The 14,776-nt window shown below is 52.9% G+C and carries 15 protein-coding genes; 9 read left to right on the top strand and 6 right to left on the bottom strand.

Translation table 11 applies throughout. The features are described 5' to 3' along the window. Positions 1-474 precede the first annotated feature (474 nt). On the top strand, positions 475-1,437 hold the full coding sequence (locus F1593_RS05355) for an aldo/keto reductase family protein (RefSeq protein WP_149400523.1): 963 nt from the start codon (positions 475-477) through the stop codon (positions 1,435-1,437). A gap of 104 nt (positions 1,438-1,541) precedes the next feature. Here the strand turns inward: F1593_RS05355 and F1593_RS05360 are convergent, their stop codons facing one another. Together F1593_RS05360 and F1593_RS05365 are read right to left on the bottom strand one after the other, a co-directional pair. Further along, positions 1,542-2,843, bottom strand: coding sequence for an MFS transporter (locus tag F1593_RS05360; RefSeq protein WP_149400524.1), 1,302 nt, complete (start codon positions 2,841-2,843; stop codon positions 1,542-1,544). A 201-nt stretch (positions 2,844-3,044) separates the two neighbouring features. Continuing rightward, on the bottom strand, positions 3,045-3,518 hold the full coding sequence (locus F1593_RS05365; RefSeq protein WP_172631879.1) for a MerR family transcriptional regulator: 474 nt from the start codon (positions 3,516-3,518) through the stop codon (positions 3,045-3,047). A 290-nt stretch (positions 3,519-3,808) separates the two neighbouring features. On the opposite strand from F1593_RS05365, the gene F1593_RS05370 reads away from it, so the two are divergent. The 8 genes from F1593_RS05370 to F1593_RS05405 all read left to right on the top strand — a co-directional run bounded on the left by F1593_RS05370 (position 3,809) and on the right by F1593_RS05405 (position 10,669). Continuing rightward, on the top strand, positions 3,809-4,585 hold the full coding sequence (locus F1593_RS05370; RefSeq protein WP_172631880.1) for an arsenate reductase/protein-tyrosine-phosphatase family protein: 777 nt from the start codon (positions 3,809-3,811) through the stop codon (positions 4,583-4,585). After that, a complete protein-coding gene (locus F1593_RS05375) occupies positions 4,575-5,378 on the top strand; it encodes an MIP/aquaporin family protein (protein WP_149400527.1) in 804 nt (267 codons plus the stop codon). The genes F1593_RS05370 and F1593_RS05375 overlap by 11 nt, the downstream gene beginning before the upstream one ends. Continuing rightward, a complete protein-coding gene (locus F1593_RS05380) occupies positions 5,371-5,871 on the top strand; it encodes an arsenate reductase ArsC (RefSeq protein WP_149400528.1) in 501 nt (166 codons plus the stop codon). Before F1593_RS05375 ends, F1593_RS05380 begins: the two co-directional genes overlap by 8 nt. Then, the gene (locus tag F1593_RS05385) at positions 5,868-6,110 is read left to right on the top strand and encodes a hypothetical protein (RefSeq protein WP_216368785.1); all 243 of its coding nucleotides are present in this window, start codon (positions 5,868-5,870) and stop codon (positions 6,108-6,110) included. The genes F1593_RS05380 and F1593_RS05385 overlap by 4 nt, the downstream gene beginning before the upstream one ends. After that, positions 6,107-6,568 carry an arsenic resistance N-acetyltransferase ArsN2 gene (gene arsN2, locus F1593_RS05390; RefSeq protein WP_149400529.1) on the top strand — a complete coding sequence of 154 codons (462 nt, stop codon included), beginning with the start codon at positions 6,107-6,109 and terminating at the stop codon, positions 6,566-6,568. Before F1593_RS05385 ends, arsN2 begins: the two co-directional genes overlap by 4 nt. Positions 6,569-6,641: 73 nt before the next feature. Next, entirely contained in the window at positions 6,642-7,358 is a 717-nt protein-coding gene (gene sigZ / locus F1593_RS05395; protein WP_149400530.1) for an RNA polymerase sigma factor SigZ, read from the top strand. Further along, positions 7,336-8,271, top strand: a complete 936-nt coding sequence (gene arsM / locus F1593_RS05400) for an arsenite methyltransferase (protein ID WP_216368786.1) — start codon at positions 7,336-7,338, stop codon at positions 8,269-8,271. The genes sigZ and arsM overlap by 23 nt, the downstream gene beginning before the upstream one ends. Positions 8,272-8,587: 316 nt before the next feature. Next, on the top strand, positions 8,588-10,669 hold the full coding sequence (locus F1593_RS05405; RefSeq protein ID WP_172631881.1) for a molybdopterin-containing oxidoreductase family protein: 2,082 nt from the start codon (positions 8,588-8,590) through the stop codon (positions 10,667-10,669). A 220-nt stretch (positions 10,670-10,889) separates the two neighbouring features. Here the strand turns inward: F1593_RS05405 and F1593_RS05410 are convergent, their stop codons facing one another. From F1593_RS05410 to F1593_RS05425, 4 genes are all read right to left on the bottom strand, one after another. Continuing rightward, entirely contained in the window at positions 10,890-11,528 is a 639-nt protein-coding gene (locus F1593_RS05410) for a D-sedoheptulose-7-phosphate isomerase (RefSeq protein WP_149400532.1), read from the bottom strand. A 39-nt stretch (positions 11,529-11,567) separates the two neighbouring features. Beyond that, positions 11,568-12,584 (bottom strand): GHMP family kinase ATP-binding protein, encoded by a 1,017-nt coding sequence (locus F1593_RS05415; RefSeq protein ID WP_149400533.1) that lies wholly within the window; start codon positions 12,582-12,584, stop codon positions 11,568-11,570. A 26-nt stretch (positions 12,585-12,610) separates the two neighbouring features. Beyond that, entirely contained in the window at positions 12,611-13,357 is a 747-nt protein-coding gene (locus F1593_RS05420; protein WP_149400534.1) for an SDR family oxidoreductase, read from the bottom strand. Positions 13,358-13,435: 78 nt separating this feature from the next. Next, entirely contained in the window at positions 13,436-14,776 is a 1,341-nt protein-coding gene (locus F1593_RS05425) for a glycosyltransferase (protein ID WP_149400535.1), read from the bottom strand.

Raw genomic sequence — 14,776 nt, forward strand, 5'->3', positions numbered from 1 at the left:
GTCTGCTGATCCGCTGGGAGAAGCGCCCGCGTTCCTATCAGACCTTGTTGTGCTTGGCTTGTGCGCTCATTTGCTTTCAACAATGTGATCGCGTTTCCTCCTTGTAGGTTTTCGGATAAGTTCTGAAGGGTGGCTCCTACGGATGCATCGGCGTTCCCCATGCTCCCTCTTTCCATTCATTTGTTGGAGTAGGTGCCCTTCACGGGCAATAGCGCTTCAATAACGAGAATTACGACGAAACCCCATCATTTTTGTTTTTTTTCCATATTCCTCTTATTGAAGCACTATTGTCCACGAAGGGTAGTTGCTGCGTTGATTCGGGTTGCTCTCATCCGAATCCCAGGTTTTAGTCTTTCTATCAGTATCCGTAGCTAGCTATAGTTCCGTATCATAAACAGACACAAATAGTAGAGACTTTGTAATATACTTATACAGAACGATTGTCATATATAGCTTGTACGGAGGCAAAGAACAATGGAATATCGTCACTTAGGTCGCTCTGGTGTACGCGTGAGTTCAATTGCATTGGGGAGTTGGCTTACCTATGGAACAGCCGTAGAAAAGCAAACGGCCATCGATTGTATTCACCACGCCTATGAGTCGGGCGTCAATTTTTTTGATACGGCCAATAATTATAATAATGGTGAGGCAGAGAAAGCTGTCGGACAGGCATTAAAAGAGTATCCACGCAGTTCTTATTTCCTGGCAACCAAGGTCTATTTTCCAGTTGGCAAAGGTCCCAATGATCGTGGCCTCTCGCGCAAACATATCATGGAACAGTGCCATGCCAGCCTGAAACGCCTGGGTGTGGAATATATCGATCTGTACCAATGTCATCGCCACGATCCCGCATCCCCGATGGATGAGATTCTGCGGGCAATGGATGATCTGGTACGCCAGGGTAAAGTCAACTATGTGGGTGTCTCAGAATGGACCGCGACAAATATCTCTGATGCTGTTCACACCGCTGAGAAACGTAATTTCGATAAAATCGTATCGCATCAACCATCCTATAGCTTGCTGGACCGCCATATCGAACCAGATGTTGTGCCACTGTGTGAGCGCGAGGGAATCGGCCAGATTGTCTTCTCACCACTGGCTCAAGGTGTCTTGACCGGCAAATACAAACCCGGACAGCAACCGGCTTCAGATACACGCGCTGCCAACAAGCAGACCAATACCTTTATGCAACATTTATTGAAGGACGAAACCTTAGCCGCCGTGCAGCGTTTGCAGAAACTGGCCGACGAGGGTGGCTATAAGCTGAGCCAACTGGCACTGGCCTGGGTGCTCGGCCGTCCCAATGTATCATCCGCCATTATTGGAGCCTCGCGCCCTGAGCAGATCGATGAAAATCTGAAATCGCTCGACATCACATTGTCCGAAAGCGATCTCAAACGCATCGACGAGACGCTGGAAGGTGTGATCACCTACTAATAGAAGTGCAGTCATAAAAGAAATGGCCCGGACGTCGCTATCAGACACTGGATGTTGATAGCGACGTCCGGGCCATTTCTCTATAATTCATAGCTAAGGAATTCCTATTTATAACGCATTTCCTGATGCAGGTTTACTTCAGCCGGTCCGCGCTTGATCCAACCGACCATGACAGCAATCAGGCTTACCGCTGCATTGACCAGCAGGGTCAATGAGATACCGATCAGTCCCGCTAGCCAGCCGGTGAAGAGATTTCCCACCGGAGTAGTGCCGTTGAAGACGAGCATGTAGACACTCATGACACGCCCACGCAGATGATCAGGGGCGATAGTTTGTAGCGCAGTATTGGCATTTGCGGTAAAAGTGATCATACAAAAACCAGTTACCATTGCCAGCACTATCGATAGCAGATACCAGTGGGATAAGCCAACCAGGCCCAGCGCGAGACAGAAGAGAGCAGCCCGGATAAACATTTTCTTGAAACTGATCCTCTTGTTGCTCGCCATAATTGAGAGAGCACCGATCAAGGCTCCAAAGCCGAAGGACGAGGAGATCAAGCCAAATCCTTGCGCACCCTGATGTAAGAGATCAGTACTGATGAGTGGCTCGACGACGTTAAAGTTTACACCGAACAGGGAGACAACCCCGACGACCGCAATGATCAAGAAGATTGCTGGCGTCTGCTTCACGTAGTGAAGTCCCTGTTGCAGGCTCGTCAGCGCACCAACCTGGGGCTGAGTCACCTTACGAGGCTGTACGAATAATTTACTGGTATCGATAAAGGATAGACCAATAAGGACGGGAATGAAACTGAGAGCATTGCCAAGAAACAGTGGTCCTTCACCAAAGCGAGCAATCATCAGACCCGCCACGCCAGGTCCCACAATTTTTGCCATATTGAAGACTGATGAGTTTAAAGCCACGGCGTTGGGCAATGACTCACGTCCAACCATCTCACCCACAAAGGCCTGACGGGTGGGCATGTCAAAAGCATTATTGAGTCCCAGCAAGAAGGCGAGAATAGAGATATGCCAGATCTGAACGGTATGGGTAGTATAAAGAATCCACAGGGTGGTTGCCAGCAAGGCGGCAAAGACCTGGGTGCATAAGAGTACCCTCCGCTTGGGTAGCCTATCGGCGAGAACTCCGCCAAACAGGGTGAACAGTAAAATGGGGAGAAATTGTAATGCGCCAACTGTTCCCAGTGCTAAGGAGTTGTGAGTAAGTTGCAGGACCAACCAGGACTGACCGGTGGTTTGCATCCATGTGCCGATGAGTGAGATAAGCTGCCCAAACCAGAATAATCGAAAGTTGCGTTGATGAAGCGCTGGAAAGCGTACTTTCTTTGTATAAGACTCGGAAACCTGACCAGAGACCGCTACGATCTTCCCTGTAGTAGTTTGCATCTATTGTTTTCCAATCCATGTGTGTTTATGTAATACTATACATAATTTTCTATTTTCTTATCCGCGATAAAAACCAACCTTTTCTATTCCATCAGGAATAGTCTTTAGCCTGACAGCATAGGAGCACCAGCTTACGGTTGCCACGGGCTTCTACTCTGTCAGGACACACCATCAAAAAAGGGCATCCCGATACACGATATATTAGCTATCTTGCAAGCGTTTACGCGTCTCTGCATGCCGCGCAAGACGCTCTTGTAAGGATGCTTTCATCTCTAGCAAGCCAGCGATCTTTTGATCGACCAGTTGCAGTTGTTGCTCAATAAGCACATCAGTTTGAGCGAGCTGTGCAATCTTCGTCTCAATATCAGTCTCCTGCCGATAGGCCTCCTTGATCACCTCGCGTTCCTGATCTGTCGCTAACAAGACCCGGATATCATGCAAGGAAAAGCCCAATAGATTCTTATAAGCCTTGATGTGCTCCAGGCGTTGGATATCCTCTTCGCTATAGCGGCGATAATTTCCTTCAGTCCGCTCGGCAGCTGGCAATAGACCTACTTCCTCGTAGTAACGCAGGGTGCGCCTGGTCAGGCCGGTACGAGAAGCCACCTGCTCAATCGTAAAACAGGAAGGATGCTTATCCATTTCAATTTGAGATTCTGACGTATCGACCATCATGGTTCTCTTTCTCTTCAAAGATGTGCTCATTTATTCATCCCTTTGTTGGTTCACCAATAGTATATAACATCTTTAACGTTAACGTCAAAGTTAAGAAGGACCTTCCCATTCTCTTTTGTCCAGCACTCATCAACTGGTATTTTCCCTCAACCTCACTCTTTGCCTGATCACCAGCTTCCCTGACGAAAAAAAGAGACAAGAACGTCCCTTGATTTTTCCCATCCTTTTCTGCTATGCTCTTCTTGAAAATACATCAATCTATTTTGTATCAATTTTGATTGGAGAAAACGGTGGACGACCTTCTTCCCTTACCGGATGTGCTGAAACAGATTTCGCATGAGGTTCGTTGGAATCTGGTGCAATACCTTTCGCACAGCGACGAGCGTGTACAAGATCTGGTCGGCGCATTACATCTGCCTCAAAATCTAGTGTCCTATCACCTGAAACAACTTCGTCGAGGCCATTTGGTGACCGAGAGACGGAGTTCTGCTGACGGTCGTGATATGTATTACAGCCTTGATCTTCAAACGCTTCGCCAGCACTTTCTTGCCACTGGGGCAGCGATCCACCCTGTGCTTGGTGCAGGTGTCATGGTCCGTGATGCAGGAACCTGGCAGCTGCCTTCTCCATCCAGACGGATTCTCTTTCTCTGTACCAAGAACAGCGCACGCTCTCAGATCGCGGAAGGACTACTCCGTCATCTGAGCGGCGGACACGTGATGGTAGAAAGCGCAGGAAGTACACCAACCGCTCTTCATCCCGCCGCCGTGCATGCGATGGCAAAGATCGGCATTGATATCAGCCAGCACCGCTCGAAATATGTTGATGAGGTCACGCATCAGCGATTTGATCTCGTAGTCACGGTGTGTGATCGTATGCGTGAGGTGTGTCCCTCGTTTCCTGGCGCTCCGCGTCGTATCCACTGGAGTATCCCCGATCCTGTGGAAACCGTTGGATCGGACCAGAAGGTGGATCAAGCGTTTGCGCAAACGGTAGAACTGCTCGCGATGCGAGTGAATCTCTTGTTGACGGATTTGGAACAGAAGGAGAGAAGCAGTGAGCGATGAGACCATGACAGAACAGGCGAGAGCACCCATTTCTCCCTCGCAACAAGCTGCTGCTCAACAAAGATGGACCTGGGCCGCCTTGCTTGCCGAAGGACTAGGCACCTTTGGACTCGTCTTTGCAGGCTGTGGAGCCATCATGATTGATACGCTCTCGCATGGAACCATTACGCATGTTGGTGTTGGCCTGGTCTTTGGCCTGGTCATTACTGTGATGATCTACGCCTTTGGGCATATCAGCGGTGCCCATTTCAATCCGGCGGTGACGCTGGCTTTCGTGGTTGCTCGTCACTTCCCGATGCGACGGCTTCCTGGCTACTGGCTGGCACAATTGCTGGGATCGCTGCTGGCCGCAGGATGCTTACGGCTTCTATTGGGCAACGTTGCCGTACTTGGCAGCACACTTCCGGCAGGCAATGGAGGGGCGTGGCAATCCTTTGGGCTTGAAACCCTGCTGACCTTTTTCCTCATGATCGTGATCATGGCGATGGCGACCGATACCCGCGCCGTCGGGCAGGCGGCGGCCCTCGCTATTGGAGCAACGGTGGGCCTGGAAGCCCTCTTTGCCGGACCCATTTCGGGAGCCTCGATGAATCCTGCCCGGTCGCTTGGTCCTGCTCTGGTGAGTTGGACCTGGACGGCGCAATGGGTCTATGTGCTGGGGCCACTGTTGGGAGCTGTCGTCGGAGCCCTGATCTATCGATGGCTCCGCCAGGCCAGCCTCCAGGCAACAGCAACTGGAACTGATGAGACCTCTCTACACGCACCAACAACAGAGGAGAAGACCTATGTCTGAACATTCAATCCCTCTTGAACATCCGCTGCGGGTGCTCTTTCTCTGTACCCACAACTCGTCGCGTTCCCAGATGGCTGAAGGGCTTCTGCGTGCTCGTGGCGGCTCCGCGTTCGAGGTCTTGAGCGCGGGAACCCAGCCACGCATGGTGCATCCCCTGGCAATCAAAGCGATGCAGGAACTGGGCATTGATATTAGCAGTCAGACCGCCAAAGGTATTAAGGCATTCACAAGCGAGCCTCCAATGGATCTGGTGGTGACGGTGTGCCACGAGGCGCAAGAAAGCTGTCCGGTCTTTCCGGGCGCACATCGTCAGGTACATTGGGGCTTTCCCGATCCTAGCCGTGTCACTGGCACCGAGCAAGAGCGTCTCGCCGCGTTTCGCCATATCCGCGATCTGATTGCTACGAAAATCGACCAGTTTCTTGAGCGCAAGCCTGCACTCTCGTACACCCAGTTGTATGCGGCTGCCAAAGCGGAGGAGCAGCAGGCATGAGTCTGGGAGCGCTACGGGTGAGCAGAACAGGTTGCCTCCTGGGCGCTCAGATGGGAGATTTGGTGCAGACAGAAGTTGCCAAACGCATTAACATCATTGCCACGGCGTTGTTTCATGAGATGACAGTCGAGGCGCTCTCTGATCTCGACCTGTCCTACACGCCGCCACTCGGCAGTCCCTGGGATCTGGAGCAGATGGGAGCACAAGAGTGGAAGCGGCGTGTAGAGAGGAGACTATGATGGATGGAAAAGAGCACACAGTCACGTTTGCATGGGCACAACTGACCGATTTGCCAGCAGTGCTCAGCTTGCTTTCAGCCTGCTCCTTACCAGCAGAAGGAGCAGATGCAGTGATTCCGACGATGCTAGTCGCACGCGAAGGGAAGCGTCTCATTGGCTGTGCCGGGTTAGAAGTCTATGGAATGGTGGCATTGCTGCGCTCGGTCGCCCTGTACCCAGCCTATCGGGATCAGCAGCTCGGCCAGCACCTCGTCCAGGCCATGCTTGCTCATGCGAAGCAGCTCGGTCTCCTTGAGGTCTATCTACTCACTGAGACGGCCAGCAACTATTTCCCACGCTTTGGGTTTCGGATGATTAACCGAGCAGCCGTGGCACCAGCCATTCAGCTGTCGGTGGAATGGACGAGGGCCTGTCCCGTGAGCGCACAGGCGATGGTGTTGCATCTGGATGCTGTGTAGGACGCATTGTGCGTCCTTTTGGCAGTCTCTCCGTCATCTCTTGAGAGAAACAGGAAAGGACGTGGAAAGTGTGATGAGTACCACGACTGAGCAAGCATGGGAAGCATTTCATACACCCTTGTACCAGTTCATTCGTCGCCGGGTCGCTGATGATGCGACAGCGGAGGACCTGTTACAAGATGTGTATCTCAAAATCCATCAACAAAGGGGTAGTCTTAGAGATGCTCGACGCATGGAAAGCTGGATCTATCAGATCACGCGCAACCTTATCATTGATTACTATCGCAGCCACCGTCACCAGATGACGACGTTGGATGATGTGGAGGCGCTTGACCTCCCAGAGGAGCTTCCCGATGATGACATCGTGAGTGAGTTGCTTCCGTGTGTTCGGGCAATGGTGCTCTCGCTTCCCGGCCAGGATCGCCAAGCATTGATTCTCACGGAGTATCAGGGACTCACGCAAAAAGAACTGGGAGAGCGCCTGGGCCTCTCGCTTTCTGGCGCGAAATCGCGTGTCCAACGCGCACGAGAAAAACTCAAGCAAGAACTGCTAGCCTGTTGCCATTTTGAGCTAGATCGTCGTGGACACATCCTGGACTATCAGCCACGCAGTGACTGCTGTGAGCAATCCTCCTGTTTCCAGGACGCGAATGGAGACACGCGCCAGCCACTGCGTCCTTTTTTGCCGAACTCCGTCTCTTCAAACGAAGGCTATCGAGAGGGGCGCAGTGCTCTTCTCGTGGTGAGCAATGGAAAGGAACAAGCAAATGAAAATCGTTCCCCAAACTGATGAACAGTTACGGCAAGAAGTGAGCGCCAGATATGGGAGAACCGCCTTACAGGTCCTTGGAACACCTTCTGAAGGTGCTTCCTGCTGTGGGTCAGACTGTTGTGGGAAAGCCTCGGTGGCAGAGCTAACGCCTGCACCTGTGTCACAAGCCTCCTCCTGCTGTGAGTCAGAGTGTTGTACGACAGAGGCAGGCAAGGGGAATCCCATTACCTCTGATCTCTACACCCAGATGGAGTTGGGCGAGATCCCAGTTGCGGCGGCTCTTGCCTCGCTTGGATGCGGCAATCCGACTGCGCTCGCTGAACTCAAATCTGGTGAGAAAGTCCTTGACCTGGGCAGTGGAGGAGGGATTGATGTGCTGCTATCGGCCAAACGAGTTGGGCCAAGCGGCTTTGCCTATGGCCTGGATATGACCGATCCGATGTTAGAACTTGCAGAGCGCAATCGGCAAGAGGCAGGGATCGAGAATGTTCAGTTTTTGAAGGGCATTATCGAGGCCATCCCGTTGCCTGAGAACAGCGTAGATGTGGTGATCTCCAACTGCGTGATCAATCTCTCAGCAGACAAAGGGCAGGTCTTGCGTGAAGCATATCGAGTGCTGACTCCTGGTGGTCGTTTTGCCGTCTCCGATATTGTCGTACAAGGTGATCTCCCACCGGTTCTCCGGCGCGATATGGAGTCCTGGGCCGGGTGTGTGGCTGGAGCACTCGAAGAAGGCACCTACCACTCCTTGTTGCAGGCCACAGGGTTTGTCGATATCGAGGTTGAGGTCACCCGGCGCTATTCGCTCGATGAGATTGCAGCGAGTGGAGCAGGCGCATCCATCGCGGCTCTTTCTGATCGTGAGCGCGAAGAGGTCAATGGAAAATTTGTAAGTGCCTTTGTTCGTGCGCGAAAACCAAACCACCAGTAATCCTCTTGCGGAAAGGGAAACAGGGTGAGCTTGCAAGGGTGTGCCGTATGGCACACCCTTCTTTGTTGGCGTTTGTTCGCCAGAACAACAAGAGATGCGCTACCTTCCTAACTAGCTAGAAGGATATTGGCAAAAGTGTTCGATGGTTGAGGAAAACTACCATCATCAGCAGGCCGAAGCCGCCGCAGCGGTCACCGTTCCTCAGTAAGTATTGGTCTGGTTATAAATAAGCTATTGGCTCTTGCCATAACGATATTCGTCAATTATGCTTGAGAAGAGGATATGTATCCATTTATGGCTATATGAAGGAGAGAAGATGAGCGGGAGACGACAGATTACGACGATGTGTCCAATGAATTGTACGCCTACTCAATGTGGCATGAAGGTTGAGGTTGAGGATAACAGGCTTTTGTCGCTCAAGGGTGATCAAGAGAATCCAGATAGCCGGGGCTTTCTCTGTATCAGGGGGCAAGCTTCACAGGAGATCTTTGAGAATCCGAAACGGCTGCTACGTCCGCTACGCCGCGTGGGTGCTCGGGGTGAGGATAAATGGGAGGCTTGCTCATGGGATGAGGCATATACCATGATGGTCGATGCGATCCAGCAGACACAGCCTGAACGCGTGGGACTCTGGCGGGGACATGGCATAGGTACAACAGGGCCTATAAATGGTACGTTGCTCAATCGCTTTGGCATGCTGGGCGGTTTCCAGCAGTGGGTAACTGCGATTGTGTGCTGGGCGATGGGCGGCTATGGCCTGGGCCTGACAGGCTTGTTGAAGACGAATACGAAAGAGGATATGGCGGCTCATGCGCAGACGATTGTACTCTGGGGCGCGACGCTAGCGAGCCAACCTGATCTCGCGCCACACCTCATCAAGGCGCGTAAACGTGGGGCCTATGTGATTCAGATCGATACACGCCGCACCGAGACATCCCGTCATGCCGATGAGGTGATCCTGCTCCCGCCCGGTAGCGATGCCGCGCTCGCTCTGGCACTGGCACATGTGATCGTGCAAGAAGGGCTTCATGATCAAGCATTTATTGATCAACACACCCTTGGTTTCGCGGCTTTTGCTACCCATCTTGAACAGTACACACCAGAATGGGCGAGCACGATCACGGGCATTGAGCCGGAGCGCATTCATGATCTCGCGCGCCGCTATGCCACACAGAGGCCCGCAACCATCGTGCTGGGCGGCAGTTCTATGTTTAAACACCAACATGGCTGGGAGCCGAGCCGAACCATCTCCTGCTTGCCTGCTCTTACCGGACAGGTGGGAATTGCGGGCGGCGGGATGGGACAACGCCACGGCGGCAGTCCAGAGAGTATCGGCTTTGCCAGTCCCCTGACAGATGTGTCCTCAATGCTGCCTGATGAGCTGGCGATCCCCAGCCATATGACAAGCATTACAGAGGCGTTGACTGCTGGTCAGCTTGATGTACTGTTCTCCTTTGGGAGCAATATGCTCTCCACGTTTGCCGATACCAACAAACTCGCCCGTGGACTGGACCAGGTCAAGCTGGTTGTTTCCTATGATCTCTTTATGAACGAGACGGCCCGGCGGTTCGCTGATCTTGTTTTGCCTGCCACCGCCTGGCTGGAAAGTATCGGATTGAAGCAGACTGGCAGCCATATTTATCTGATGGAGCAGGCGCTCAAGCCAGCGGGCGAGTGTCGTTCCCTGATTAGCATTTTGCGCGAGCTGGCACAGAGGCTCAAGATAGCCAATTTCTTTCCCTGGCAGGATGAGGAGGATTATATCAATGCCTTCCTGAGCAAACAAACCACCGCATCTGGCGCACCACTGACAGTAGAGATACTGCGCCAGCACGGAGGATACCGGGAGAAGAATGGTCTTTCGCATATCGCTTACCAGGAGCACAGCTATGCAACGCCCTCCCACAAGATCGAGTTCTGGAGTGAGCGCGCCCGGGAGGCTGGATTATCTCCCCTACCATCCTACACAGCTCCCGAACGTGAGGAATATCCACTGCGCTTCTGTCAGGGACGCACGCTCACGGCCTTCCATGCCTTCTTTGATGAGGGACAGGCACTCCCGACGCTTGCTAAGGCCAATCCGGGACCGCAGCTCTGGATACATCCTCAGGACGCAGAGAGACGCACGATAGCCAATGGTGCGCCTATTACGATCTCGAATCAGCGCGGCCAATTTGAAGCTACCGCGCACGTCACCGACGATATCCTGCCCGGCGTGGTCTGGATGCGCGACGGCTGGATCGGGGTCAATAGCGTTACCAGCGGCGCCCCTATTGTCTCTCTCAGCGCGAATGATATCGTCCCCGGCATCCCTGGTGGGCAGGCAACCTATGATGCCTGGGTAGAAATAACAGCAAATTCAACAAATAGAGGTATGATGACATCTTCACAGTCGTGAACAAACGATAGCAGTATAAAAAAAGAGACGTAGGGGCAAACATAGCCAGTGCAGAGCTATAGGAAAGAGTGCTCTGCACCGGGTCGCCGGATGATAGATTTATGATAATATCAAACTAATGATTATGTCTTTGCTGGCTTCCATTCTTTTCAGACTTTTATCGGTTTATCCCTTTCATATCTTTCTGCATATCTGAATGTCGGAATGTCTGGTTCGCTTTTTACAAAGGCATACCATCGCTCAAGGGTATACCATCGCTATTTTGTAGTAAAGTTACCCGGGTCAGAAATGCGTTCTGGGCACGGAGATGCTTGCGCAAGGCGACACAGAGGCTATGGGCGATAATCATGTGTTCATCTTCAACCTGCTCGATGGAAGGTCCGGGTACACGGATCGTTAAATCGGCCAGCGCGGCCAGTTGTCCTCCATGAGGACCAGTCAGGGCGATGATCGGTACAGCAGTCCGTCGGGCTTGATGAGCGGCGGCCAAAATATTGGGCGATTGACCGCTGGTGCTGATAAGGATTACAACGTCGTCGGGCCTGACTAAAGCAGCGAGTTGTTCGGAAAAGATACGCTCGTAGGTGGTGTCATTGGCCCAGGCGGTCATCAGCGCAACATTATCGGTTAAGGCGATGGCGCGAATGGCTGGTATGCCTGCAATCTGGGTTCCTTTTGTCAGATCGCAGGCAAAATGAGAGGCAGTCGCGGCACTGCCACCATTGCCCAGCAAGAATATTGTATTTCCGCGCTGATAACATGCCAGAAGTATTTCGGCTGCTTGATTGAGCAGGTATACAGGCATCTCATCTATTGAACAGGCCAGCTCATGCCAGTATTGCCGTATATCGTCATACATAACACATCCTTCCTTCCTTTGGTACTATCCTTATCCCGCTTACCATGCGTGCTCGCTTACTTGCGGACCGAAGGTAGCGAACTCGAACTCTAGCTCCTGGAGTCCCTGTTGCGTCAGGTTTTTTCTGACTGCTTGCTGTTGCGGCAGAGGACAATAGAGGAGCAGGAAGCCTCCTCCGCCCGCGCCGGTGATCTTACCCCCGATAGCACCAGACTGGCGAGCCAACGCATACCAGTGATCAATATCCGAGGTGGTGACGGCTCCTGAGAGGCTGCGTTTGGCCTGCCAACCTTGATCAAGCAGGTGACCAAAGTGATCCAGCTGGCCTGCCAGGAGTGCTTCTCGCATCTGTGCCGCCAGCTGCTTCATAGCATGCAATGTGTCCTGTGTCTTTGCTTCCTCACGGGTACTTTTCTGCTGCGCTCCCAGGATGGTACTTGAGTTATGGGTCAGGCCGGTGGCAAAGAGCAGCAAGTGCGCATTAAGGGATTGCAGGATGTCAGCAGGAAGCGCTAATGGCCTGGCCTGAACTCCCTGAGCACTGAACTCAAGGGTGTTCAACCCCCCATAGGCACTGGCATACTGATCTTGTTTACCAATCGGCATCTGCAAACGCTCAATTTCTAGCTGACAGGCCAGCTCGGCAATCTCTGCTGGGCGCAGGGTTCGACCGCAATAGGTTCCCAGCGCGGCGATAAGAGCAACGGCCAGCGCGCTTGAGGAGCCGAGTCCGCTGCCAGATGGGACCTCTGAGGTCAGGAAAAGATCGATATCATCATGTAACCATCCCTGTTCCATAAACCAGGCCAGCGCAGCCCTGGGCAAGGCCAACGGGCGCGCAATCAGTGGTATCCTGCCGCTTTGACAGGTTGTCCACTCCTGTGTACTCGCGGAATTGATCCCGATGCCTGCCCTTGAACGCTTGCTGATAAACACATAGCAGTAGCGCGTAATGGCGGTACTGAGCACCAGACCGCCAAAACGCTCATAATAGGCTGCTAAATCTGTTCCACCACCGCCAAAACTGATCCGGACAGGAGCACGTGCGATGATCATACATTTCCCTTTCTCTAAACCCGTATCTAAGGCCAACTGGTTTCGGTCGCGGGTGTAATCAGCAATTCCTGGATGTTAGACTCGACTGGCACTCGAGTCGCAAAGACGATCGTCTCAGCCACGGTAGCAGGCTCCTGCAAGTTTTGTGGATCAGGCATAGGAATGTCCTGTGTGGCAAAGCGGTCAAAGAAATGAGTCTTCATACCTCCAGGAATGACTGTGGTGACGCGAATACCATGTGGTCGTCCTTCCACCCCCAATCCCTGCCCGAAGCCGATCAAGCCACGCTTGGAGGCATGATAGGCCGAGGCATTTCCCCAGGAGCGCAGGGCCGCCGTAGAGGCGACATTGATGATATGACCACCCTGCTGCTTCAAGTGAGGCCACGCCGCCTTGGAAAATAAGAATGGACCGCGCAAATTAACGCCGATCACTTGATCCCATTGTTCAATGCTCATTTCCTCGACCGATACAGTATGGTCAATCGCAGCGCAGTTGACCACGACATCCAATCTTCCTAGCTGTTCTACAACCGCCTGTACGGTAGCAAGGACTGCCTGGGCATTACTTACATCACAGGGAAGGGCAATACTCTGCGTGCCTCTGGCTTGCAGTTCTTCCGCCACACGTTTGACGGCGGACGCATTGAGATCAATACAGGCAATCAGGCTGCCCTCAGCGGCAAAAGCATGGGCCGTGGCTTCACCAAGACCGCTGCCCGCGCCCGTGATCAATACCACTTTTCCCGCCAGAGAATATGTTTGCTTAACCATCAGTCTCTCTCCTTCAAGATCATAAGTAGATAAAGAACAATCAATATATATAGCTGCCAGGACAAAAACAGTCGCGCATCAATATTCAGGATCAGACACTGCTACTGCTACGCGTGGGGAGCGCAACTCTGACTGTTGCTCCGACTCCGACAGGCTGCTTATCAGCAGATCTGCATAGACAATAGCTGTGTGTAGCGCGGTGGTTGACCAGGAGAATGATTGCTCGACGCGTTGGCGCGCCGTCTGTCCCATGCTGAGACAAAGCTCTGGAGCTTGCAGGAGTTGTTGCAGGCGCTGAGCCAGGGCCGCAGGATTTTTGGGAGGGATGAGAAAACCGGTCTTGTTATCAACGACGGTGTAGGTGATGCCTCCCACTGCGGAGCCAATGACTGGACGCCCACAGGCCATACCTTCCAGAGGAGTCAGGCCAAATGGCTCATACCAGGGGGTAGTAACGACCACGTCGCCCGCGCCATAGTAGTAACACAATACATCCTGCTGGCGTTTGCCGATAAAATGAAGATGCTCACTAATCCCCAGCTCGGCAGCTAGCTTTTGGAGGACACCAATCTCTGGTGTGACCACGGGATCTGGCTCAACCGTTTCGCCTCCCACAATCAGCAACTTGATCCGTGCGGCAGATCCCGCCTGCCTGGCTTCACAGGTAGCGATCAGCTGAGCGACGCCACGTACCACATTACGGATATCTTTGCGGGGCAACAGGCGACCAACATAGGCAACGACGAAAGCAGAAGGATCAAGCCCCACCACACTTCGGGCCTCTGCGCGCTCGACAGGATGGAAGATTTCAGTATTGACGGCTGAAGGGATAACGATGACTTTTTGGGGATCGGCCCCGTAATCTTCAATCAGTTCCTGCTCCTCGCTGGGACATTGGGCAAGCAGGCGATCCACAGATTGGATGATTTGCGTTTCGACGGCGATACGCTCACCGGGACTGCTATCCATGTCGCCCTGGTTGCGCTGCTTGGTTTTGCCCATAGCATGAAAGATGTGGACAACAGGGATGCCCAGTCGTTGCTTCAACTCGATTGCCACCCAGCCCGACATCCAGAAGTTACTATGGATCAGATCATAGCTGCTCTGCTCACGGTCAATAATGTGCAGGATATTATCGCGAAAAGCTGGCATGTAGGGCCAGAGGAGATCCTTGGGGAGCGTATCCAGAGGGCCAGCGATGACCGAGATCACGCGGACGCCGGGTGCCCAATCCACAATCTCTGGGATGGCCGCAGCATCGCGGCGTGTGAATATGTCTACTTGATAGCCAAACGAGGCAAGCTGAGAACTGACCTCACTGACATAAACATTCTGGCCGCCTGCATCCGCTCCGCCGCGTAGCGCGAGGGGGCTGGCATGCTCGCTCAAAAAAGCAATTCTTTGTATTCTTCTATCCAT

The organism is Dictyobacter arantiisoli (assembly GCF_008326305.1).
Lineage (GTDB): Bacteria > Chloroflexota > Ktedonobacteria > Ktedonobacterales > Ktedonobacteraceae > Dictyobacter > Dictyobacter arantiisoli.